Source organism: uncultured Campylobacter sp. (assembly GCF_944323605.1).
Lineage (GTDB): Bacteria > Campylobacterota > Campylobacteria > Campylobacterales > Campylobacteraceae > Campylobacter_D.
In genome coordinates this window covers 139,794-163,761 of sequence record NZ_CALUTC010000002.1, presented here as the reverse complement: position 1 = coordinate 163,761, position 23,968 = coordinate 139,794, and the positions used below count along the sequence as shown (strand labels likewise).

21 protein-coding genes, 1 tRNA gene and 1 pseudogene are annotated in these 23,968 nt (G+C 31.4%); 8 read left to right on the top strand and 15 right to left on the bottom strand.

Annotation, left to right across the window (positions count from 1 at the left end; genetic code table 11):
- From Q0J35_RS02510 to argS, 4 genes and pseudogenes are all read left to right on the top strand, one after another.
- Nucleotides 1-1,071 (top strand): annotated as a pseudogene (locus Q0J35_RS02510) (hypothetical protein); the annotation flags it as partial.
- A complete protein-coding gene (gene gmk / locus Q0J35_RS02505) occupies nt 1,068-1,679 on the top strand; it encodes a guanylate kinase (RefSeq protein WP_297192965.1) in 612 nt (203 codons plus the stop codon). The pseudogene Q0J35_RS02510 and the gene gmk, both read left to right, overlap by 4 nt.
- Before the next feature lie 16 nt (nt 1,680-1,695).
- Entirely contained in the window at nt 1,696-1,938 is a 243-nt protein-coding gene (locus Q0J35_RS02500; RefSeq protein ID WP_297192964.1) for a twin-arginine translocase TatA/TatE family subunit, read from the top strand.
- A gap of 4 nt (nt 1,939-1,942) precedes the next feature.
- Nucleotides 1,943-3,529, top strand: a complete 1,587-nt coding sequence (argS, locus tag Q0J35_RS02495; protein ID WP_297192963.1) for an arginine--tRNA ligase — start codon at nt 1,943-1,945, stop codon at nt 3,527-3,529.
- A gap of 22 nt (nt 3,530-3,551) precedes the next feature.
- Here argS and Q0J35_RS02490 read toward each other — a convergent pair whose 3' ends face one another.
- Together Q0J35_RS02490 and Q0J35_RS02485 are read right to left on the bottom strand one after the other, a co-directional pair.
- Nucleotides 3,552-3,812: a zf-TFIIB domain-containing protein gene (locus Q0J35_RS02490; protein ID WP_297192962.1), complete on the bottom strand. Its 261-nt coding sequence runs from the start codon at nt 3,810-3,812 to the stop codon at nt 3,552-3,554.
- Between the two features lie 68 nt (nt 3,813-3,880).
- The gene (locus tag Q0J35_RS02485; protein ID WP_297192961.1) at nt 3,881-4,597 is read right to left on the bottom strand and encodes a hypothetical protein; all 717 of its coding nucleotides are present in this window, start codon (nt 4,595-4,597) and stop codon (nt 3,881-3,883) included.
- Nucleotides 4,598-4,691: 94 nt separating this feature from the next.
- On the opposite strand from Q0J35_RS02485, the gene Q0J35_RS02480 reads away from it, so the two are divergent.
- From Q0J35_RS02480 to Q0J35_RS02465, 4 genes are all read left to right on the top strand, one after another.
- Entirely contained in the window at nt 4,692-5,303 is a 612-nt protein-coding gene (locus Q0J35_RS02480) for a TetR/AcrR family transcriptional regulator (protein ID WP_297192960.1), read from the top strand.
- Between the two features lie 96 nt (nt 5,304-5,399).
- A complete protein-coding gene (locus Q0J35_RS02475; RefSeq protein ID WP_297192959.1) occupies nt 5,400-6,491 on the top strand; it encodes an efflux RND transporter periplasmic adaptor subunit in 1,092 nt (363 codons plus the stop codon).
- Entirely contained in the window at nt 6,491-9,622 is a 3,132-nt protein-coding gene (locus Q0J35_RS02470; RefSeq protein WP_297192958.1) for a multidrug efflux RND transporter permease subunit, read from the top strand. The genes Q0J35_RS02475 and Q0J35_RS02470 overlap by 1 nt, the downstream gene beginning before the upstream one ends.
- Nucleotides 9,606-11,108 carry a TolC family protein gene (locus Q0J35_RS02465; RefSeq protein WP_297192957.1) on the top strand — a complete coding sequence of 501 codons (1,503 nt, stop codon included), beginning with the start codon at nt 9,606-9,608 and terminating at the stop codon, nt 11,106-11,108. Before Q0J35_RS02470 ends, Q0J35_RS02465 begins: the two co-directional genes overlap by 17 nt.
- On the opposite strand, the gene Q0J35_RS02460 is transcribed toward Q0J35_RS02465, so the two are convergent.
- From Q0J35_RS02460 to rho, 13 genes are all read right to left on the bottom strand, one after another.
- On the bottom strand, nt 11,105-12,328 hold the full coding sequence (locus tag Q0J35_RS02460; protein WP_297192956.1) for a HAMP domain-containing sensor histidine kinase: 1,224 nt from the start codon (nt 12,326-12,328) through the stop codon (nt 11,105-11,107). The two genes, Q0J35_RS02465 and Q0J35_RS02460, sit on opposite strands and share 4 nt — an antisense overlap.
- On the bottom strand, nt 12,315-12,986 hold the full coding sequence (locus Q0J35_RS02455) for a response regulator transcription factor (RefSeq protein WP_297192955.1): 672 nt from the start codon (nt 12,984-12,986) through the stop codon (nt 12,315-12,317). Before Q0J35_RS02455 ends, Q0J35_RS02460 begins: the two co-directional genes overlap by 14 nt.
- Nucleotides 12,987-13,051: 65 nt before the next feature.
- Entirely contained in the window at nt 13,052-13,777 is a 726-nt protein-coding gene (pssA, locus tag Q0J35_RS02450) for a CDP-diacylglycerol--serine O-phosphatidyltransferase (protein WP_297192954.1), read from the bottom strand.
- A gap of 11 nt (nt 13,778-13,788) precedes the next feature.
- Nucleotides 13,789-14,403, bottom strand: coding sequence for a phosphatidylserine decarboxylase (locus Q0J35_RS02445; RefSeq protein ID WP_297192953.1), 615 nt, complete (start codon nt 14,401-14,403; stop codon nt 13,789-13,791).
- Nucleotides 14,400-16,358: an ATP-dependent zinc metalloprotease FtsH gene (ftsH, locus tag Q0J35_RS02440; RefSeq protein ID WP_297192952.1), complete on the bottom strand. Its 1,959-nt coding sequence runs from the start codon at nt 16,356-16,358 to the stop codon at nt 14,400-14,402. The genes Q0J35_RS02445 and ftsH overlap by 4 nt, the downstream gene beginning before the upstream one ends.
- Nucleotides 16,352-17,191 carry a 50S ribosomal protein L11 methyltransferase gene (locus Q0J35_RS02435; RefSeq protein ID WP_297192951.1) on the bottom strand — a complete coding sequence of 280 codons (840 nt, stop codon included), beginning with the start codon at nt 17,189-17,191 and terminating at the stop codon, nt 16,352-16,354. Before Q0J35_RS02435 ends, ftsH begins: the two co-directional genes overlap by 7 nt.
- Nucleotides 17,192-17,208: 17 nt before the next feature.
- Nucleotides 17,209-17,598: a chemotaxis response regulator CheY gene (locus tag Q0J35_RS02430; RefSeq protein WP_297192950.1), complete on the bottom strand. Its 390-nt coding sequence runs from the start codon at nt 17,596-17,598 to the stop codon at nt 17,209-17,211.
- A 148-nt stretch (nt 17,599-17,746) separates the two neighbouring features.
- A tRNA-Asn gene (locus Q0J35_RS02425) sits at nt 17,747-17,821 on the bottom strand.
- Nucleotides 17,822-17,891: 70 nt separating this feature from the next.
- Nucleotides 17,892-18,791, bottom strand: coding sequence for a radical SAM protein (locus Q0J35_RS02420; protein ID WP_297192949.1), 900 nt, complete (start codon nt 18,789-18,791; stop codon nt 17,892-17,894).
- Nucleotides 18,791-19,804, bottom strand: a complete 1,014-nt coding sequence (gene hemE / locus Q0J35_RS02415; RefSeq protein WP_297192948.1) for a uroporphyrinogen decarboxylase — start codon at nt 19,802-19,804, stop codon at nt 18,791-18,793. Before hemE ends, Q0J35_RS02420 begins: the two co-directional genes overlap by 1 nt.
- Entirely contained in the window at nt 19,801-21,066 is a 1,266-nt protein-coding gene (locus Q0J35_RS02410; RefSeq protein WP_297192947.1) for a glycosyltransferase, read from the bottom strand. The genes hemE and Q0J35_RS02410 overlap by 4 nt, the downstream gene beginning before the upstream one ends.
- Nucleotides 21,063-22,562 carry a DNA polymerase III subunit gamma/tau gene (locus Q0J35_RS02405; RefSeq protein WP_297192946.1) on the bottom strand — a complete coding sequence of 500 codons (1,500 nt, stop codon included), beginning with the start codon at nt 22,560-22,562 and terminating at the stop codon, nt 21,063-21,065. The genes Q0J35_RS02410 and Q0J35_RS02405 overlap by 4 nt, the downstream gene beginning before the upstream one ends.
- A gap of 2 nt (nt 22,563-22,564) precedes the next feature.
- Nucleotides 22,565-23,857: a transcription termination factor Rho gene (gene rho, locus Q0J35_RS02400; RefSeq protein WP_297192945.1), complete on the bottom strand. Its 1,293-nt coding sequence runs from the start codon at nt 23,855-23,857 to the stop codon at nt 22,565-22,567.
- Nucleotides 23,858-23,968 lie beyond the last annotated feature (111 nt).

The following is a 23,968-nucleotide window of genomic DNA, read 5'->3' as shown; positions in this document are numbered from 1 at the left end:
ATAAAAGATGAAATAAAAGATGAAATAAAAGATGAAATAAAAGATGAAATAAAAGATGAAATAAAAGATGAAATAAAAGATGAAATAAATATAGATGAAAAAATAGAAGATAATGTATTAGAAGAAAATATCTTAGAACCTGATTTGAATGTAAAACAAGACGAACAAGATCTTATAAATGATGCTAAAGAGGGAACTGAAGTAGAAAACAGCGAGGCTATAGACTTAAATACCGACTTAGATGATATAAATAAAGATGATAATATACTAGATGAATCTTTGCTTAAACAAGATGATGAAAATGACTTAATCAAAGATGAGCTAAATAAAGACGAGGAAAATACAGAGGAAATTCTCTCACAAAATACCGAGAATGAAGCAAAAGAAGAGATAGAAGACTTCTTGCCTGAAATTAAAAATGATGACGATAAAATAGAACAAGATACTAACACAAACGAAACGCAGGTTTTAGATGAGGAGTTGCTGCCTGATGAGCAACCATTCACCGTAGAGGAAAAGAAAGAAGAAGAAATAAATTTTGACGATATACCTCAAGACGCTAAATTTATAGGTCAAGATCAACAAGAAGAAGATATTGTAGATGAAATAAAACCTAGTCTAATTGATGATACAGATAATGTGGAAGAAAAAACTGTTCAAGATAAGATAAAAGAGGAACTTGCTATACTAAATGAAATGGATAAAGAGCCTGAGCAAGAACCAGAAATAAATACTCAAATAGAACCTAATTTAGATAATATCAAAGACGAAACAGTTGCTAACGCAGATGATGATAATACGAACTTTAAAGAGGATTTAAAATCCATAAATCAAGCCGATATGCAAAAAGCTCTCGGGGAATTGGTTAATGATAATGATGAAAGCGAGATAGATAGTCATTCAAAAGCACAAAATAACACACAAAACAATGATGAAATAATGAATGAGCTTAGCCAAAGTATAGCTGGAGCTATAAAGTCTAGCATAAAAGATGATACTTTAAAAGCGGCACTTAAGGGTATGAATATGAATATAAATATAAGCATAAATTTTAATGAGGACAAGAATTGAAAGAATCTTTTATTTTTTTAATATCAGGTCCAAGTGGGGCTGGAAAATCCACCCTTTTATCAAAACTTTTAGAAGATTTTAAAGATGAGCTTTATTTTTCCATATCTCACACTACTAGAAAACCTAGAAACGGAGAAAAAGACGGGATTGATTATCATTTTATAAGTAAAGATGAATTTGAAAAAAAAATCAAACAAGACAATTTTTTAGAATACGCTTTAGTGCATAATAATTACTATGGAACATCTATAAATGAAGTGCAAAAAGCATTAAATCTTGGCAAAATAGTGGTTTTTGATATAGACGTGCAAGGCTTTTTAATAGCAAGAGAAAAATTTAAAGATAAAATTTGCTCCGTTTTTATAAGCACAAAAACATCTAGCGAACTTGAAAAAAGACTAAATAATAGAAATTCTATGGATGCAAATTTAAAAGATAGATTAATAAATGCGGAAAAAGAAATAAAATTCTTAAAAGAGTATGATTATCTAATAATAAATGAAGATATTGCAAAATCTTACACTGCATTAAAAAATATATTTTTAGCGGAAAAATTAAGGATTAAGAGATATAATTTAGATAAAATTTTACAAGAGTGGAAGAAGTAATTTTTAAGGAGATAAAATGGGATTAAGTTCTATAGGACCGGGACAGTGGCTGATTATACTGTTGATTATAGTCTTACTTTTTGGGGCTAAAAAGATACCAGAATTAGCAAAAGGATTAGGAAGAGGAATAAAAACATTTAAAGATGAGATGTCTTCACAAGATGAAAAAAAGGATTCTCAAAAAATAGAAGAAAAAGCGAGCAATGAAAGCTTTAATGCTAGCGAACAAAATGTAAAAACAGAGGAAAAAAAGGCTTGATTGCTTGAAATCAACTATATATGAACATATAAGAAAAAAACTTAAGCAAGACTTTGTCTTAGAAAGTCCAAAAGATAAAAAATTAGCTCATTTAGCTACTCCTTTGGCTTTTTCTTTAGCTAAAGAGCTTAAAAAAAATCCGACTATAATAGCAAATGAATTAGCTATGCTTTTTAAGGAAGATAAATACTTTCAAAAAGTAGAAGCTGTCAATGGCTATCTAAATTTCAAGCTATCTGTTTGTTTTTTAGATGAACTATCACAAAAAGCCTTAACTTCGTCAGAAAATTTTGCAAAAGGAGATAAAAAATCTGAAAGTTTCTTGCTTGAATTCGTAAGTGCAAATCCAACAGGACCGCTTCACATAGGGCACGCAAGAGGTGCAGTTTTTGGAGATACGTTAGCAAGGATTGCTAGACATCTTGGCTACAAATTTGATACAGAGTATTATATAAATGATGGCGGAAAGCAAATTTATATGCTTGGACTATCAATTTTTTTATGCATAAAAGATGAATTTTTAAAAGAAAAAGTTTGCTACCCAGATGAATATTACAAGGGAGAATACATAAAAGATTTGGCAAATGAGGCTTTTTTACATTTTGATAAAGATTTTTTTAAAGAAGAAAATATAGACAGCCTAGCACTTTGGGCTAAAGATAAAATGCTTTTAAATATACAAAAAACCTTGGCGGATTCAAAAATTTATATAGATAAATACTCAAGTGAAAAAACATTTTACAAAGATATAGAAAATACCATAAACCTTTTAAAAGAAAACGGCGGTGCTTATGAAAAAGATGGAAAAATTTGGCTTGCTTCATCTTTAAAAGGAGATGAAAAAGATAGGGTCATAATAAGAGAGGACAAATCTGCTACATATTTGGCTGCCGATATAGTTTATCACAAAGACAAAATGAGTAGAAAATACGATAAATTTATAAACATTTGGGGAGCTGACCATCACGGTTACATAGCTAGGGTTAAAGCTGCTATGAATTTTTTAGGCTTTGACGAGAATAAGCTAGAAATAATATTAGCACAAATGGTTTCATTGCTAAAAGCTGGAAAACCTTACAAAATGAGCAAGAGGGCTGGAAATTTTATATTAATGCAAGATGTTTTAGACGAGATAGGAAGCGAGGCTTTAAGATTTATTTTCTTAAGTAAAAAATGCGATACTCATCTAGAATTTGATGTAGATGAGTTAAAAAAACAAGATAGTTCAAATCCCGTTTTCTATATAAATTACGCACACGCTAGGATAAATCAAGTATTTTCAAAAGCACAAAAAACACCTAAAGATATTATAAATGCCAATATGAATGCCTTAAATGAGGAGGCGTTAAATTTATTATTTGAAGCCTTAAATTTAGAAAACGTTTTAAACGATGCATTTGAAAGTAGAGCTTTACAAAAACTTAGTGATTATTTAAAAAACCTAGCCTCTTTGTTCCATAAATTTTATAACGAAAATAGAGTTTTAGGCAGCGAAAATGAACAGTCCTTGCTAAAGGTATTTGCAGTAGTTGCACTAAGTATAAAAACTGGTTTTTCTTTAATGGGGATAGAGGCAAAAGACAAGATGTAAAGCCCCGTTTAAAAAAACGGGATTAAAAATCAAAAAGCTCACCAATCCAACTTTCTCTTTTTTTCTTTTTGTAATAACCATCGTTATAATTACGATGTTCATTATTGTAGTTAGCATTAGATCTAGAATAATCTTGTTGATTTTGCGATGAAGCACTTCTTTCTATAATCTTATCCAATTCTCCCCTATCAAGCCATACTCCACGACATTTAGGGCAGTAATCTATCTCCACACCACTTCTCTCACTCATAACTAAATCTACATTACAAACAGGACAAAGCATATATTCTCCTTTAAAAAAAATTGTAGGGATTTTACTTTTTAATATTAAATAAACAATTAAGACAAAAACTAAGAATTTTTATTCGTATCTAAAAAAAGCTCTTTAAATCTCTTGTTTGCATATTCTTCTATATCTTTTTCTAACTCTAAGTATTTACTTATAAATTCTAAAGCCTTTTCACTTAGTTTAGTGCCAGAATTAGCTCCCCTGCCTTGTTTTGTATGTATAAATTTTTCTTTAGTATGGTGTTGCAATGACTGCAAGTGAAGCCAAGCCTTTTTATATGGTATGCCCATTTTCTTAGCACCATTAAGTATGCTACCTTCTTCTTGTATATTTTTTAAAAGCATAACTTGACCCTTGCCAAATAGCAAATTTTTATTAGCGTCTTCTATCCATGTTTTTGTCTTTACAGAATAAAGCTTGTTTCTTTCCTTAAAACAACCAAGTTCGCAGTTTTTAACATCTATATTAAAATTCATTATACTAGAACGCACCAAGTCAAAACCCAACTTACTTGCTAATTCTCTGGCTTTTTTGCAAGAAATTTTTTTATCATTATCTATATATTTTTCAAGCACATCAAAATTTTTATAAGCCATCTTAGAGTACTTAAGCTCCCCAAAAACGCCTAATTCACAGTTATCTATACGAATATTTAAAGAATTCACAACAGACATAAACTCATCTATACTAATTTTAAATTTATTGATTAGCTTAAATGCGGTCTTACAGTCTAATTTTAAATTTTTGTTTAAAGATCTTTTAATTTCTTTTTTTAGCATAAATTTCCTCTTTTTAATTTTTTTAAAAATATTTTATATTTTTTTTCAAAACTATACTAAAATAACATAAAGAATTTATTTTTTTGGAATTGTAATGCAAACACAAAAAAAATCAAAAAAATCTATACAAAGACAAGAAAAGATAAAAGAAGTAGCTCTTAAACATTTTTTAAGTAATGGCTATGAAGCTACAAATTTAAAAGATATAGTAAAAGAATCTGGCGGGTCCTTATCTAGCATATACGAACATTACAAGAATAAAGAAAATTTATTTTTTGAAATCATAAAAGAAATGATACGAAAAGATGAAGATAATATAAAAGAGATAATAAATACAAAAAATGACACACCACAAGAAATAATTTTTAAGTTAGCAACTTATATTGTAAATCTTTACAGCAATGAAGACAATAATGCTTTAATGAAGATAGTATTTTCCCAAATTTATAATAAAAATAGCAATATGATAACTTTAATGAAAAATATAGATGATAGCAATTCGCTAAAAATTATGAAAGATATATTGTCTTTATCAAAAGATCCATTTATATCAAACAATGCGGATTTAATATCTCATATGTTTTTTGATTTCTTATCAAAACATTGCTTTTTTAGAATAAATATTAGAGATACAAAAATGACAGAAGATGAAAAAAAGGATCTTATAGAATTTACTACTACCTTTTTTACGAGACTCCTTAATTAACTGTATATTAACTATAAAAATGATACAATCTTTTTTTACAATTTTGTAATACAAGTTACAAAAATTTAATAAAAGCTTAACAAAAGAGGATATTATATGTTTTTCAAAAAAAGTTATTTATTTTTACCATTATTATTTTTAGTAGCTTGCTCAGAGCCACCTAAACCGCCACAAATGCCACCTCAACCAGTAACTATACTTACGGCAAAAGCAGAAGATATAAAGTTAAGCTTTAAATACCCTGCTGTTTTAACGAGCGATGAGGACGTTATTTTAAGAGCAAAAGTAAGCGGTCAAATAGTTCAAAAGCTTTTTACTGAAGGCGATAAGGTTTTAAAAGATCAGGTATTGTTTCAAATAGAACCAGATAAATACAAAGCGGCTCTAGATATAGCACAAGCTGCACTTTTAGTGGCAGAAGCTGATTTTGAAAATGCTAAAAAAGATTATAGTAGAAATCAAGTTTTGATAGAAAAACAAGCTATTTCACAAAAAGAATACGATGCTTCATTAGCTCTTTTTAATAGCTCAAAAGCAAGCGTAGAAAGTGCTAAAGCACAGGTAGCTAACGCTAAATTAGATCTTGATTATGCTAGTGTAAGAGCTCCTTTTAATGGTATAGTTGGAGATGCACTTATAAATGTTGGAGACTATGTAAATGCTAGCACAACAGAACTTGTTAGAGTTACAAATTTAAATCCCATATTCGCAGACTTTTATATATCAGATGTTGAAAAATTGAATTTCAACAGACAGTTATCAGGTGGATCTTGGGAAATTCAAAATGTAGATGTTAAAATAAATGTCTTGGGAGAGGATATAATAGGCAAACTATACTTTGTAGATTCTGTTATAGATGAAAAAAGCGGTAGCGTTAAGGCTAAAGCTATTTTTGATAATAACAATACCAAGCTTTTACCAGGGGTATTTACCAACATAACAACGGATGGTTTTATGCAAAAAGGAGGCTTTAAAATTCCTCAAGTAGCTCTTTTACAAGATCAGAAAAATACCTTTGTATATACCGTTGTAGATGGTAAAGTTACAAAAAATGTAGTGAGTATAGTATATCAAACAAATGATTTTGTTGTTGTAGATAAGGGGCTTAAAGAAGGCGATAAGGTAATATTAGACAACTTTAAGAAAATAAGACCTGGTGCTGCCGTGCAAGAAGTTGGGAGCAAGTAATGTTTTCTGCTTTTTTTATAAATAGACCTGTATTTGCGACTGTCGTAGCTATTATCATATCGCTTGCCGGTGGTATAGCTATGATTTCACTACCTGTTGAGCAGTATCCATCTTTGACACCTCCAACAGTAAGCGTTGCTGCTACATATACTGGAGCTGACGCAAAAACCATAGCTGAAGTCGTGGCTATACCGATAGAAGACGCTATAAACGGTGTTGAAGATATGATATATATAGAAACAACGGCTTCATCATCAGGAACTATGAGAATGACAGTGTTTTTTAACATAGGTTCTGACCCAGACCAAAATACAATAAATGTAAATAATAGAATTTCAGCAGCGACAGCAAAGCTTCCAGAAGAAGTAAGAAGATTAGGAGTAACTGTTAGAAAAGCTTCATCCGACTCATTGGGTGCGATAACTCTTTCTTCAACAGATGGTTCTATGGACGCTACTGACATATATAATTACGCTTTGTTAAATGTATTAGACGATATAAAAAGGGTTCCTGGAGTTGGTGATGCAACAGCTATTGGAAACAAAAATTATTCTATGAGAATTTGGCTAAATCCAGATTTATTAAATAAATTTCAAATAACAGCAGCAGAGGTAATAGCTGCAATAAACGAGCAAAACGCACAGTATGCAACGGGTAAAATAGGGGAAGAACCCGTAGAAATGAAATCTCCTTATGTGTATTCTATAAATATGCAAGGAAGGCTAAAAACGCCTGAAGAATTTGCAAATGTTATACTTAGGGTAAATGAAGACAAATCCTTTCTAAGGATAAAAGATGTAGCAGAAGTTGAAATAGGCTCTCAACAATATGTATCTCAAGGTAGAATAGACGGAAACGACGCTGTTCCTATAATGATAAATTTGCAATCTGGTGCAAATGCCTTGGAAGTTTCCAAGCTAGTTAAAGCTAAAATGGCTGAATTATCTCAGAATTTTCCAGAAGGTCTTAGATATGATATGCCTTATGATACTACCACTTTCGTTACACAGTCTATAAATGAAGTTATCAAAACATTTGTAGAGGCTTTGGTTTTAGTTGCCTTGGTTATGTATATGTTCTTAAAAAATTTCCGCTCCACTATAATACCTCTAATAGCTGTGCCTGTATCATTATTAGGAACCTTTATAGGAATTTATATACTTGGCTTTAGTATAAATTTGCTTACTCTTTTTGCGTTGATATTAGCCATAGGTATAGTTGTTGATGATGCTATCATAGTGGTTGAAAACATAGATAGAATAATGCATGAAGATGATAAAATTTCAATAAAAGATGCAGCCATAGAATCTATGAAAGAAATAACATCTCCTGTTATTTCTATAGTGCTTGTTTTAAGTGCGGTTTTCATACCGGTATCTTTTACTGGTGGTTTTGTCGGACAAATACAAAAACAATTTGCACTAACTATGGCTATATCGGTTGCAATTTCTGGCTTTGTAGCACTTACATTAACGCCTTCTTTATGTGCTTTGTTTTTAAGAAGAAATGAAGGAAAACCTTTTAAAATAGTCCAAAAATTCAATGATTTTTTTGATTATAGCACTATAATTTTTGCAAAAGGTGTTTCTTTTGTATTAAACCATATAAAAAGTGCGCTTGTATTTTTTATTCTTATGCTTTTAGCAATGTATGGGCTTTTTAAAATGGTGCCTAACTCTCTCGTTCCAGCAGAAGATCAAGGTTTTATTATGGCTATTACAAATTTACCTCCAGCCTCATCTTTACATAGAACTATTGATTATATGGATGGAATATCATCTGATATATCAAAAATACCTGCTGTAACTGGATATATGTCTATGATGGGCTTTGACCTTTTTACAAGCTCCCTTAAAGAAAATGCCGGAGCACATTTTATAAATTTAAAAGACTTTAAAGAAAGAGACATAAGCTCATTTGAATTAGCGCAACAGTTAAATATGAAATATTTTCTAAATCAAAAAGCACAAACATTCTTTCTAACTCCACCTCCTATACAAGGTCTAGGACTTACCGGAGGCTTTGATATGTTTTTGCAAAATAGAAGTGGAAAAAGCTATGAAGAAATAAAAGATGATGTGGATAAAGTTTTAGCTGCTGCAGCGACTAGAAAGGAATTAAACCAGGTTACAACAACGCTTGATACTGGCTTTCCACAATTTCACCTAGATATAGATAGAGATAAGATAAAATACTATAATTTAAGCTTACAAGACGTATTTACAACGATTTCATCTACTATAGGTTCATATTATATAAACGACTTTTCTATGTTAGGTAAAAATTTCCAAGTAAATGTTAGAGCTTTGGGAGATTTTAGAAACACTCAAGAAGCTCTTAAAAATATATTCGTTCGTTCAGCAGATGGCTCTATGGTAGCCTTAAATTCTGTGCTTACACTAAGAAGAAGCATAGGACCTGATGATGTTAAAAGATTTAATCTCTTCCCGGCTGCTCTTGTTAGAGGACAACCTGCACCTGGATACACATCAGGACAAGCTATAAGTGCTATACAAGATGTAGTTAAAACAACCCTTGGGGATGATTACACTATAGCCTGGTCTGGTTCTGCTTATCAAGAAGTTTCCAGCTCTGGAGCCGGACAAGTATCTTTTATACTTGGGCTTATATTTGTTTTCTTAATACTTGCAGCACAATATGAAAGATGGCTAATGCCTTTAGCGGTAGTAACGGCTGTGCCATTTGCTGTTTTTGGCTCATTGTTGCTAGTATGGATAAGAGGGCTAGATAATGATATATATTTTCAGACGGGTTTATTGTTGCTTATAGGCTTATCGGCTAAAAATGCTATTTTGATAGTAGAATTTGCTATGGAAGAGCACCTAAAAAAAGCAAAAAGTATCTTTGATGCGTCTATAGAAGCGGCTAAATTAAGATTTAGACCTATTTGTATGACTTCTTTAGCATTTTGTTTAGGTATTGTGCCGCTCTTCTTTGCAACGGGAGCAGGAGCAGCTAGTAGGCATGCACTAAGCACAGGGCTAATAGGTGGAATGGTGGCAGCTTCAACCTTGGCATTATTTTTTGTGCCTTTGTTTTTCTATTTATTAGAAAGTTTTAATCAATGGCTAGATAAAAAGAGAGGTAAAACAAATGTCGTTGCACACTAAAATTATTATATTATTATCATCTTTTTTTCTTGTGTCTTGCTCTTTAACGCCAAATTACAAAGAGCCAGATGCCAGATTTAATGCAAATATAAATATGAATGAATGTATAAAAAGTGGTGGAACAAACTGTAGCCCATTTGGATCAGCTTCTAAAGTATCTTTTGACGAGCAATGGTGGAAAATATTTAATGATAAAGACTTAAATATGCTTGTTGATAAAGCTTTACAAAATAATACTGATTTAAGAATAGCCTTTATACGCTTTGAACAAGCAGCCCAAACGCTTGGGATAGACAGAAGTAATTTATTGCCAAAACTAGATGGGCAAGCTGGAGTTACTAGAAGTAGTAGCGGCAGAACCTCTCCAACAAATATGTCCGGTAGAAGACAAACTTCAAATAGTTTTAATATGGGCTTAAATTTAAGCTACGAACTTGATTTATGGGGAAAATATAGAGATGGCTATCTTGCATCTAGTAGAGCATATGAAGCATCTATATATGATTATCAAAGCTCAAAACTTACTTTAGTTTCTAATGTTGTAAAAATGTATTTTAATGCTATAAATTTGAATTCTCAACTTAAAATATTAGAACAAACTGTTAGCGACTATGAAAGAACTTATGAATTAAATAATGAGCTTTATAAAATGGGAGCTATCAGTGAATACGAACTTTATAGCTACAAAGCCCAGCTTGATAGTGCTAGAGCCCAGCTTGAAACAGCCAAAGCAAACAAAGATAATAATGACAAAGCTTTAATGATACTTGTTTCATCAAATTTAGATGATATTTTGTATTCTACTTCAAATAAAATCGATATAGAATATTTCAAAGTGGAATTACCTCAAGGCATAAGCTCTGAAATTTTGCTTCAAAGACCTGATATAGCAGCAGCTTTGAAAAGGCTGGAACAGCAAAATTACTTAGTTGGCGTGGCTAGGACTGCGTATTTGCCGGATATATCTTTAACAGGAATGTTAGGTTTTGGTAGCTCACAACTTAATAATTTAACACAAGGTTCAAGTTTCACTTGGAATGCAGGTGCAAATGGAACTATGCCTATATTTCGCTGGGGGGAAATAAGATATAATGTAAATTTAGCTAAACTAGCTAAGGATGAGGCTTATTTAAATTATGAAAATATATTAAAAAATGCACTTGGTGAAGTTAGGACTGCACTGGTTAATAGAGAAATGGCATTTAATAATGAAAAAAATTACGCAGAGCTTTTAAAATCTCAAGAAAGAATATACCAATTAGCACAAGTAAGATATGAAAATGGAAATAGCTCCTTAAACGATATGTTAGACGCTAGAAGAAACTATTTAAACGCAAAATTAAGCTATGAAAGCTCTGTTTATACTCTACTTAGCTCTGTAGTTGATATAATCAAAGCCTTTGGTGGTGGCTTTGATAAAAGAGAAGATTATGAAGACTCTATGTCAAGAGATCTACAAAATTTAGATATGAGTTTTAGAAATTAAGACCAGTTTAATTTAAATTCGCTGCCTTTTTGTGGTTCAGAAAGGCAGTTTATTTGTATATTATAATCTTTACATATACTTTTAACCAAATTTAATCCTATGCCAAAACCACCCTGATCTTTATTGAAACGCGTGTATCTATCAAAGATTTTTTGTATATCTTTTTCATTCATACCACAACCACTATCCTTTATACTAAGAGTATTATCTTTTAATCTTATATCTATAAAACCGCCTTTTTTATTGTATTTTATAGCATTGCTTATAAGATTATCAAAAAGCTTATTTATCTTGCTTCTATTTGCAAAAATATGGCTATTTTCATCAAGCTCACTTGTAACAGTAAGCTTTTTTTGCTCAAAAAAAAGCTTGAAATATTCAAGTCTTTCTTCTATCATATCCTTTAATTTTATATTCTCATCTTCGCTGTCCATAGACTGCGGAAAAGTATAAAAAACAAGATCAGAATAAGTTTGAGAAAGTGTTTTCGCGGCTAATTTCATACGGTTAAACTTTACTTTATCTATATCTTTTAGCTGTTGCTCTAATCTTTCTATACTAAGCAATATCACGCTTAAAGGGGTATTTATCTCGTGCGTAAAATCCTTGATGAATGAATTTAACATCTTTATCCTGCTTTCTAAAGGTTTTAGAGCTATTTTTATAAGCAAATAAGAAATTAAGGCTATCAAAATAAAGGATAACAAAGCACTTGAAAAAACTTTCAACCTAATCATACTAAGCTCATTTCCTACAAATTCCCCTTCTATAAATGTCCTTAATTGACCATTTTCTATAATTTTTTCTTGAACATAAGAAAAATTGTCCTCTTGAGTGTTTATGTAATAATTAGACGTATCCATAGGTGCAACAAAAAAAGCTCTATCCTTATAAATGCCTCTATTGCTTTTAGAAAGGTTAAAGTCTTCAATATCAAAAGAAAGAGAAGAACAGAGCAAATTTTTTCCATCACTTATAGCAAATTTAACACTAGATATTACTGATATATCGCTACAAAGCTCACTAGCAGGTATGTATTTTGCATTAACCATAGTTAAAACAACTGTTCTGTGTATATCCACCAAAGGCAATGTTTTAGATCTTACCAGCTCATTATATAATTTTTCATACCACAATGAAAAAAATATAAGCAAAAAAATACCCGTAGTGGTTAAATAAACAAACAAAATTCGTCTAATAACCCACTTAGCTTCTGACATAACAGTAACCCTTACCTCTTTGATTTACTATAACATCTTTGCCAAGCAATTTTCTTAAATTTTTTACATAAGCTCTTAAACTCAATTCGCTAGGTTCTTCATCATAATCCCATAATTCCTCAAAAATTCGTTTTGTGCTTATAAAACGGTTTTTATTTTGCAATAGCAATGACAAAAGCTTCACTTCTTTACTTGGTAGAGGGCATAATTTGTCATTGTTGTATAGAAGTTTAGATTTTAAAAAGAATTTAATCCCATTGCCTAAGTCTTCAAAATCTTCACTTTTATGTGCGAAAGATCTTTTTAATAAATTTTCTATACGTATAGAAAGTTCTACTAGCTCAAAAGGTTTTTTTATATAATCATCACAGCCAGCTTCAAATCCTTCTTTAAAATCCATAGAAGTGTTTAAAGATGTCAAAAAAATAGTAGGAGTATCCTTGCCAGCCTCCCTTAACTCTTTTAACAAAGAAAAGCCGTCTCCATTTGGAACTTTCACATCAAAAATCCAAATATCAAAATGTTTTTCATAAGCTAAATCTAAAGCCTCTTTTGCGTCATTTACAAGGCTTACTTCATAACCCTCATCAAGCAAAAACTCCTCTACTATCTCGCTCAAACTTAAATCATCTTCTAAAAGTAAAATTTTCGCTGACATATAAAAACCTTTTCTAATATAAGATATACAATTCTAGCTAAGCTTTGTTAAGTGCTTGTGAAGTTTTATTCTATTTTTTTATTTATCTTTTTACTAAAAATAGCCCAAACAGCTCTAAAAATGCCGTATAAAACATAAGAGCTTACTAGTATTAATATGCTTTCAAGAGTATAAAGATAAAGGAAAGAAAAAATAAGCAATAATAAAATAAGCACTTTTAAAACATTAGCTCTATCTAAATTTATCTTTTTAAAACTAGGATATCTTATATTGCTTACCATCAAAAGAGATAAGAAAAAATTTAAAAACAAAAATAAAAATGAATAATCTCGCAAAAAATCATAACTTATATAAGCATACGTCCACATAGCACTAACAACAGCGGCTGTAGGTATTGGTAAGCCTATAAAAATAGAAGGTTCATTTATGCTTGTAGTAACATTAAATCTAGCAAGCCTTATAGCACCAAATACTACAAATATTCCAGCTATTAAAGAGCCGAATTTGCCATAATTATGTCCTATGCTAAAATAAAATAAAATTGCAGGGGCAACTCCAAAAGCTACCAAATCAGCCAAGGAATCAAATTCAACACCAAATTTAGAAGTTGTATTTGTAAGCCTTGCAACCCTACCGTCTAATCCATCGCAAAGCAAAGACAAAACTATATAAAAAAGAGCTGCTTTAAAATTTCCATTAAAAGAAGATATTATGGAAATCATACCTAAAAATGCTGAAGCTGCTGTAAAGAGATTTGGTAAAATATATATAAGCTTGTAATCGTTTTGCATTAGATAAACTCCTAAGAAAAATAACCTAGCAATGAAGAAGCCTTAATGCTATCATTTAATCCTACAACAAGTCTTGTATCGCGTGGCAGCAATAAACTAACAGTTGAATTTATACTAAAACCAAGCTCGTCTGCACTCTTAAAGGAACTTTTATCGCTAAATTTCAATTTTCTATCAAAACAACCAGCAAAAATTCTAAGTCCAAAAAATTGATTTAAAGAATTCTTTGCAAGTATAAATACTCTTTCATTATGTCTTTTAAAAGCGGAATTTGCTCCTAAAAACAAGCCGTGCCTTAACTTTATCTCTTCTATACTCATATCAGCACAAGCTCTTATAATGCCTTGTTTGTAAAGTGGATTTTCTATACTAAGTTCTATGCATTTTCCGAGCTTAGAATGTTCTATATTTTCTATAGATACCACCTCACCATCAACGGGAGATAAAATAGCTTTTTTATCTAAACAAACTATTTCTGTTTTGGAGATTCTATACAAAAAAGCTAAAAAAACTACTAATAAAAAAAGTATGATACTAAAGCCTTTAATAAGCCAATACAAAAAAAATACTGCTACACATATAAATAAAGGTAATCGCCCGTATTTAGATATAAAATTTAAGTTCATACCTCTTCTTCCTCTTTTTTAGGCTTTTTGACAGCTCTTTTTTTAGGTTTTTTTTCCTCTTCTTGAGATAATCTACTTGGAATTTTATTCGCTTGTTCATAATCTTTTATTATATCTCTTACTTTATCGCCATCTATGGTTTCTTCCTCATATAAAGCACTTACCATAGTTTCAATCGCACCCTTATAAAGCCCTAAAGTTTCTTTTACTTCTTTATATCTGTCATCTAAAGTCTTTTTTACATAATCATCTAGCGATTCAGCCATCTTTTCTGAATAATCTTTAACAGTTTGTCCGCCAGTTAAAAATGTATTTCTTTGCTTTTCAAGCACCATAAGACCGGCAATATCACTCATACCATACATAGAAATCATAGCCTTAATAATGTCAGTAGCTCTTTCTAAGTCATTTGATGCACCAGTTGAAATTTCACCTATAAAAACCTCTTCAGCTGCACGACCACCTAAAAGAACATCAACTTCAGCTAAAAGCTCGTGTTTTTGCATAAGGAATTTATTTTCTTCAGGCGTATTTAATGTGTATCCAAGTGCCGCTAAACCTCTAGGTATTACAGAAACTTTGCTTACTTTTTTAGCACCCTTTGTAGTTTCTGCAATTAAGGCGTGTCCGCATTCGTGATATGTAACTATCTTCTTTTCTTTCTCATTTATACGACGAGACTTTTTCTCAAGACCTGCTATTGCTCTTTCTACAGCCTCCACTAAATCATTTTGTTCTACATATTTTTTAGAATTTCTACCCGCTAAAAGAGCTGCTTCATTAATTATATTTGCTAAATCAGCACCGGCTAAACCAGCTGTAAGCCTAGCAACATCTTCAACCTTTACTTCTGGAGAAATTTTAACATCTTGCATATGAACTTTTAATATATCACATCTACCTTTAAAATCAGGCTTATCAACTAAAATTTGTCTATCGAAACGACCGGGTCTAAGTAATGCAGCATCAAGAACTTCAGGTCTATTGGTAGCAGCTAAAACTATGACTGGCGAAGATTCTGTGCCAAATCCATCCATCTCTGCTAAAAGCTGATTTAAAGTTTGCTCTCTTTCATCATTACCGCCCATCATACCAGCAACACGAGACTTACCTATAGCGTCTATTTCATCTATAAATACTATAGCCGGGGCTTCTTTTTTAGCATTTTCAAACAAATCCCTTACCCTACTCGCTCCAACTCCTACAAACATTTCTATAAAAGCTGAACCCGAAACACTAAAAAACGGCACATCAGCTTCACCAGCAACAGCCTTAGCAAGCAAGGTCTTACCTGTGCCCGGAGGCCCCACTAAAAGAAGTCCTTTTGGAATTTTAGCACCAAGCCTTATGTATCTATCAGGATGTTTTAAGAAATCAACGATTTCCTTTATCTCCTCTTTTGCCTCCTCAACTCCGGCAACATCATTAAATTTAACCTTAGGCTTTTCAGAATTTACAAGCTTTTTGGAACTTCCTATACCAAGTATAGATGAGCCCATATTTTTTTGCATTCTTGAAGCCAAAAACATCCAAATTCCAAAAAAGATAAAGATAGGCAAAACCCAAGAAAAAAGCATATCGGTAAACCAGTTTGTTTCAGAATACGCTCCATAAGAAATCTTTTTTTCATCTAACAAAGCTACCAAAGAAGGATCATTTGCAACTTTCTTAGACACCAAAACAGTATTTTGATTTGTAACGGCTCTAATGCTTGTCTGTCCTATGCTAACTTGTGAAATTTGATTGCTTTCTATCATTTTTTTAAGCTCTGAATAAGGTATATTTCTACTTTGCGAACCGTCCATAAGACCGCCCGAACCATCTACAAAGCTCTTAAATAAAAAAATCGTAACTATAGCAAAAATAGCAAAAACTAGTATAGGATTTTTATTAAAAAAATTATTGCCATTGGGCGTATTTTTGTTATTAGAATTTTGAGAATTATTATCTAACATAAATTTTCCTTTTGATAAACTAAAGATGACCAATCACCAAGCCTTAAACTATCTACTAATTTAAGGTGAGAAAAGTCTTGCTTAATATCATCTTCGTATCTGTTTAATATACCAGATAATATTAAATAAGACCTTTGTTTTAATCTTTCATTTAACTCATTTTTTATACTTTTTATAATATCAGCTGTTAGATTTGCTATAATTAAATCATACTGTTTATCACTTTTTTGCAAAGAACCGCACCAAATTTCATTCAATTTCACAGAATTTAAAAGTAAATTTTCCTTAGTGCTTTTTATCGCTAAATCATCCACATCACAAGCATCTACAATGCAAGAAAGTTTAGCTAATAAAATAGATAAAATCCCGCTACCACAGCCTACATCTAAAACTTCATATCCACTTTTAGCATATTTTTGTATGAATTTCACGCAAGAATTTGTGCTTTCGTGGTGTCCTGAACCAAATGCTAGGGCAGGATTGATTTGTATATTTAAAAAATTTTCTTTTTGTTTGTGCCAAGAACTATGTATATAAACTCTATCTATCTCTATAGGTTGAACAGAATTTTTATATTCTTGTATCCAGTCTTTATTTTCTTTCTTGCTTAAAGTGAAGCTAAAATTTATCTTTTTATCTGTAAAATTTTCAAGTCTATCTTTAAAAATCTGTAAAGCCCAAGCTATATCTTGTAAATCATCGCTAGATCTAACATAAAAGCCACCGTCCTTTTCTTCTATGGCTTCTATACCCATATCAAAAAGCAAGGCATTAAACAAGGCAGAGTGCCTTTCGTCTATCTGAAAAAAGAGCTCGTCATAGCTTTTTTGCATTAACATAGCTCCTAAACTTATTCAGGAATAGGATCGCTTACTCCGCCTAAAACATCTTCTAATTTTTCTTTAAGCACCTGTGGGGTAAAAGGTTTTACTATGTAGTTATTAACTCCAGATTTTAACGCAGTGATAACTTCAGCTTTTCCGCCTTCTGTAGTTACCATTATTATAGGCATATCTTCGTATTTTTGTTCAGCACGAATTTTTTTAACAAGGTCTAAGCCATTCATTTCCGGCATATTCCAATCCGTTATAACAACTTTAACATCATCGTTTTGAGTTAATAAATCCCAAGCCTCTAACCCATGTTCAGCTTCCAAAATATCAGTATGACCTAACCTCTCTAAGGTATTTTTAATAATCCGTCTCATAGTTGAGCTATCATCTACAACTAGTAGTTTCACAGTCATTTCCTTTCAAAAACTAAATTGCGTAATTCTACAATCTTAAAACTTATTCTAAAGTTAAAATTAAAATTATATAATATTTTAGCAAATAAATAAAAATAATTAAAAAATATAAAAGATTTTTACAAGAATAAGAAATAAAATGTGGCTCCGGATGCAGGATTCGAACCTGCGACCAAGTGGTTAACAGCCACCTACTCTACCGCTGAGCTAATCCGGAATAATTAAAGAGCAAATTATAATCAAAAATACAAACTTTGTCAAGAAAAACCGCACAAAAACAAAAATATTTAAGCTTTATAAAATTTAATCCCTGCTAAATTTTCTATCTTAACCAAGCCTTTATGCAACAAATCTTTCAATAAAGATATGGTTTTTTTGCTAAATCTAAAATTTAATTCCTCTTCACTTAAAGCGCGTAAACTAAGCATCTTCAATAGATCTTCCTTGCTAAAATCAAGGTCTTGTTGTATATGTCTCTTTCTTGCTATATAAACAGGCACACTGTCTATAAAAGATGATAGAAAATTTAAATGAGTATCGTTAATAGCTTTTACAGGATAAGCTGGAGGTCTATCTATGGTGCTTAAATCCACTCTTTTTGGTTTTATTTTTGAGAAAGCTTCATTTAAAGCTTTAAGTTCCACTTCGTTGTCATTTAAATCTTTTACCAACAAAGTCTCCATTATCAAATCACCCTTAAAAATTTTGCTAAATTCTGACATTTTATGTATCATAAGTTTTAAATCCATATCCTTTATGGCTCTATCTATCTTAAAAAACGTTTTAGATATAGCAGAATCAAGACTAAATTTAACTACATCAAAATAAAGCAAAGCCTCGAACTTTTCATCATTTAATACGGCACTTCCATTACTTAAAATCAAAACCTTTTTATCTTTTTTTATCTCATTTATAGCAAAGATTAAGTCTTTTAAATACGGATACAAACTTGGCTCACCATTTGCGGTAACCGTGATAAAATCAAAGTCAAGCTTTTTATCAAAACTTTCTTTTAGTTCTTTAATAATATCATCAACAGCTACTAAGCTTTTTGCAAAAGATACAGGCTTTTTAGCATTTAATTCACAATAAACGCAGTCATAATTGCACTGCTTTAAGCCCGGACTTAAATCAATACCCAAAGAAAGCCCAAACCTCCTTGAATTTACAGGTCCAAATACATACACTAAATCTTACCTTGTGCTAGTTTTACGAAATACTTAGCATTTTCAACCGGTATATCAGGCAGTATGCCGTGCCCTAAATTTATGATATGAGAAAGATTTTTTGTGCTATTTAAAATTTTTTGCACCCCGGCTTTTATAGCTTCTTTATCATAAAGTCTGCAAGGCTCTAAATTCCCTTGCAAAACATAGCTAGGGCTTAGTTTTTCTAAGGCTAAGTCTAAAGGAGTGCTCCAATCTACCCCAAAAACATCAAAGTCCCCATCTACATCATCTAAAAAGCCAGAAATTCCCTTTGGAAAGAGGATGATAGGTATATGAGGGTATTTTGACTTGATATAAGAAGCTAAGTCTTTCATATACTTAAAAGAAAAGTCAAAAAAGGCTTCTTTTTCTAAGGCTGATGCCCAACTATCAAAGATTTGCACCACATTTGCTCCTGCTTTAATCTGCTCTTCTAAGTAAAATTTCAAGGCAAAATTTATCTTTTCAAGTAAGCTATGCAAAAGCTCTGGCTGTGTATAAAGCATTTTTTTGCATTTTGCATAAGTTTTTGAACCCTTACCTTCTATCATATAGGTTGCTATGGTCCAAGCAGAACCACAAAAGCCTATCAAAGCCTTATCTTTGCTTAGTTTTTCTCTAGTAAGCTTTAAGGCATCATAAACATATCTTAAGTTTTTAAAGCAATTCTCATTTAAAGCTTTTATATCTTCTAAGCTTGATATAGGATTTTCAAAAACTGGACCCTGTCCTTTTATAAATTTTAAGTCCATACCCATTTCTAAAGGCGCTACAAGTATATCAGAAAAGATTATGGCAGCATCCACATCTAAAATTTCAACAGGTTGCAAGCTAACCTCACTAGCCTTTTTATAATCCTTGCAAAGTGCTAAAAAATCGCCAACACTCTTTCTTACAGCCATATACTCGGGTAAATATCTACCCGCTTGCCTCATCATCCATACAGGTTTGTATTCGCTTTGCTTTTTAAAACAAGTATCAACAAAAATCATTTCTTATCCTTGAATAAATACCTTAGATTTTTAATATACCTAAGCTTTTTAGGCTGTCTGTGAAGATCTTTTAAAAAGAAAAAAATAATGGTTTTTTTATCAAAAGAAAAGGATTTTAGCATTTTTTTGATATTTAAGGGATCGTTTTTTAAAGAAATTTTAAAAATTTTTATCAAATTTAATACACACTTATCAAAAAAAGCTTTGTGCTTCGTAAAGCTTTCATCAATCTCTACGCTTTGCCTGTAAAATTTAAAAATATAGCCTGCAGCTACACAAAAAGAATAAATCTTGTAATACAATCTAAGTTCTTTGTAAGTTTTAAAATAATCCCTTAAATTTTCCAAATAAAAAGGCATAGTCTTTGGAAATTCCAATTCTTTAGTGGAATTCATAGAAGAGCCGCTCCTGCTTCTATAATACAGCAAAGCCTTATCATCTACAAAAAATTTTCCACTTAAAGAAAATAGTATAATAGCAAAGTCGTGATCCTCGTAATGCATATAGCTAGCAAATCTTAATTTATATGAATTTAACAAAGCAGCCTTAAACATACCCTGGCAAGAAAAGTAAAAATCATAAAGATTGTTTTGCTTTAAAAAATCAAGTCCGCTTTGATAAAAACCAGGTTTTTTGCTAACATCTATATATATATTTTCCTTTATTGTATTAGAATTCTCATCAACAGAGCTTAGATTATGCAGATATAAAGACAAATCTTTTTCTTGTATGTATCTTTTACAAGTGCTTATACACCTTTCATCTAAATAATCATCAGAATCTAAAAAATGCACATAAACATCATCTGGCAAATCTTGAACGATAAATTCATTTATCTCTTTTAGTTCTGTTTTATAAACTCTTTCATGTAGTTTAATAAAATTCTTATCTATATCTTCTTTGCTTAGTTTTTTGATATCAGTTTTGTCAAAACTACGAACATTTTTATAAGATTTTACAAATACAGTCTCATCTTGTATGTTTTTTTCTAAAAGTTCTCTTAGCTTTGTGCCTTTTATAAGCTCAAAAGCTGCATTTCTAGCTGTTGAAGCTCCGGCATTTGCCTTAGATAAGACAAAAATTCTTTCATCTTTTTTAGCATATTCTATGGCTATATCAAGGCTTTTATCAGTGCTGCCATCATCTACTAAGACTATGTCTATATCATCTTTGCTTACATCTACTTGTTGCAGTATAGAATCTATACATTCTTTTAAATAGTCTTGCACATTAAAAATTGGGATTAAGATTGAAGTTTTCATAACTTTTGTGGCTCTCCATAAAGCATATCTAGTGTTTGCCTTGCTTCAAGCTCTGCATCATAAGTTTTTGCTTCTTTTTTAAACTCGCTAAATTTAGAATGCATATCGTTTTTTATATCTTGCAATTTATCTTCATCATACGATACATTTTCCTTTTGAACTTGTATATTAGCAGAATTTCCAAATAAATTTTTAAATAATTCTAAAATAATCTTAAAGCCCTTATTTAAAATTTTCCTATCCGACTCATTTGCATTAGAGCTTATTTTTAAAATATTATTTTCAAAACTAACAAAAGAAGTTGATCTTTCAAAGCATTCACCAAGAACAAAATCTCTGTCATAAATACTTTCAAGCAAGCTTTCGTATGGACCTTTTGCTTGCATATTATCTACATTTGTAGGTTTAACACTAACTTCATTTTTTTCTTGCATAGAAGAATTTATTGAATGTGATTTTATCTCATCATCTATATGCTTTAAATGCGATGCTTCCATCATCATAAAGGACATTAAAGACAAAACAAAACTATCATCATCGCAAATTGAAAGCATAGTCTTAGCTCTTGCTAAAATTCTAAAAAATCTTTCATATATTAAAAGTGAAAACTGCTTATCCCTAGCGAAAAAACTATCTTTAAGATAAAATAAAAGCTCATCTATAACAGATGAAGCCTCGTAATCCTCAAGTTCTTTTAAGAATTCAAGCATCTTATCTTTATTTCTTGATAATACACACAAATAAAAATCTTTAACCATAGCAGGATCTAAAAATCCGAGCATAGAAGCGATCTTATCTTCTTTGATATCATTTTCACAAAATATAATAGCTTGATCAAGCAAGGTCAACGTATCCCTTAATGACCCTCCACCGCTTCTTGCTATCATTTTTAAAGCATTATTATCAAAAGAAACTTTCTCCTCATTCAAAACAAAAGCCAAATGTTTTAAAATTTCACTTTGCGGAATTTGTTTAAAACGAAAATGTTGAGTTCTAGAAAGAACTGTAGCTGGAAGCTTTAATGGATCAGTAGTTGCAAGTATAAATTTTACATAGCTAGGAGGTTCTTCTAAGGTTTTTAAAAGTGCATTAGCAGCTTGTGGGGTTAGCATATGAACTTCGTCTATGATAAAAATTTTGAATCTAGCTATGGAAGGTGCATATTTTGTTTGTTCTATTAAATCCTGTATATCATCAAGACCACGATTAGAAGCCGCGTCCATTTCTATTATATCTATATGCCTTGAAGCAAGAGCCGCTTCACATTGCACGCATTTGCCGCAAGGATTTGAAGTTGGACCGTTTTCACAAACTAAGGCTCTAGAAAAAATTCTAGCACTTGAGGTTTTTCCACTACCTCTAAGCCCTGAAAAAAGGTATGCGTGAGCCAATCTGTCATTATCCAGTGCGAATTTCAAACTAGTGCTTACTGTATCTTGACCTATTAACTCATCAAAAGTTTTTGGTCTGTATTTTATAGCTAAAGCTTGTAGCATTTTCACTCATTCATTATAGATAAAAGCTCTGCATTATCTTTTGTCTTAAGCATTTTAGAATATAAAAATTTAAGTGCTTCCACATCGTCCATCTGAGAAATAGCAGAACGAATAGCCCAAATTTTTTGTAAAGAAGCAACATCTTGCAAAAGTTCTTCTTTCCTAGTGCCTGATTTTATGATATTTATAGCAGGATAAATTCTTCTATCTGATATATATCTATCAAGTATAATCTCACTGTTTCCAGTGCCCTTAAATTCCTCAAAAATCACCTCATCCATTCTTGAACCAGTTTCTATCAAAGCAGTAGCGATTATAGTTAAAGATCCGCCATTTTCTATATTTCTAGCTGCTCCAAAAAACCTTTTTGGCTTATGTAGGGCATTTGCATCAACACCGCCACTTAAAACCTTGCCTGAACTTGGTGTAGCAGTGTTATACGCTCTTGCAAGTCTTGTAATACTATCAAGCAAGATAACCACATCTTTGCCCATTTCTACCATTCTTTTTGCTTTTTCTATAACAAGCTCTGCAACTCTTACGTGATTATAAGCTGGTAAATCAAAAGTAGAGCTAAAAACTTCCCCATTTACACATCTTTGCATATCGGTAACTTCTTCGGGACGCTCATCTACTAAAAGCACAATCAAATGAACTTCTGGATTATTCCTTGAAATAGCGGTAGCTAACTCTTTCATAAGCTCTGTTTTACCAGTCCTTGGGGGTGCTACTATCAAGCCACGTTGACCCTTACCAATAGGGGTAAATAAATCAAGCACTCTGCCAGTTAGCTTAGTAGCCTCGTATTCAAGCTTTATTTTTTCAGTAGGAAAAATAGGGGTAAGATTGTCAAACAGTGGTCTTTCTCTAGCTTCTTGCAAGGGCATATAATTAATGGCTTCTATCTTAAGCAAAGCGTAATATTTTTCTTGATCCTTTGGCTCTCTAACCTGTCCAGTTACTATATCACCTACCCTAAGTGCAAATTTACGAATTTGAGAATTTGAAACATAGGCATCATTTATACTATCGCTTAAGTTTGAATCCACTCCACGCAAAAAGCCATATCCTTCTGGTGAAACCTCCAAAATCCCGGTAAAAAGTATAAAACCGCCTTGTTTAGTTTGTGTTTTTAAAATTTCAAATATAAGTTCTTGTCGTCTTAACTCCCTTGGATTTTCTATCCCAAGTTCATTAGCTATCTTAATCAAACTTTCTAAATCAAGCAACTTCAAATCTTCAATCTTATAACCATCAACTGGTATATGTGTTCTTTGTTTTTTAGTATTCTCCATAAAACCTCGTCAGTAGTAAAAGCAGTTCAAAAATAAAGTTTTGAAAAAATATATTTTTGTCAAATTCAATATTTTTGCTTATAATTATACAAAAAAAAATACTTAGAAAAG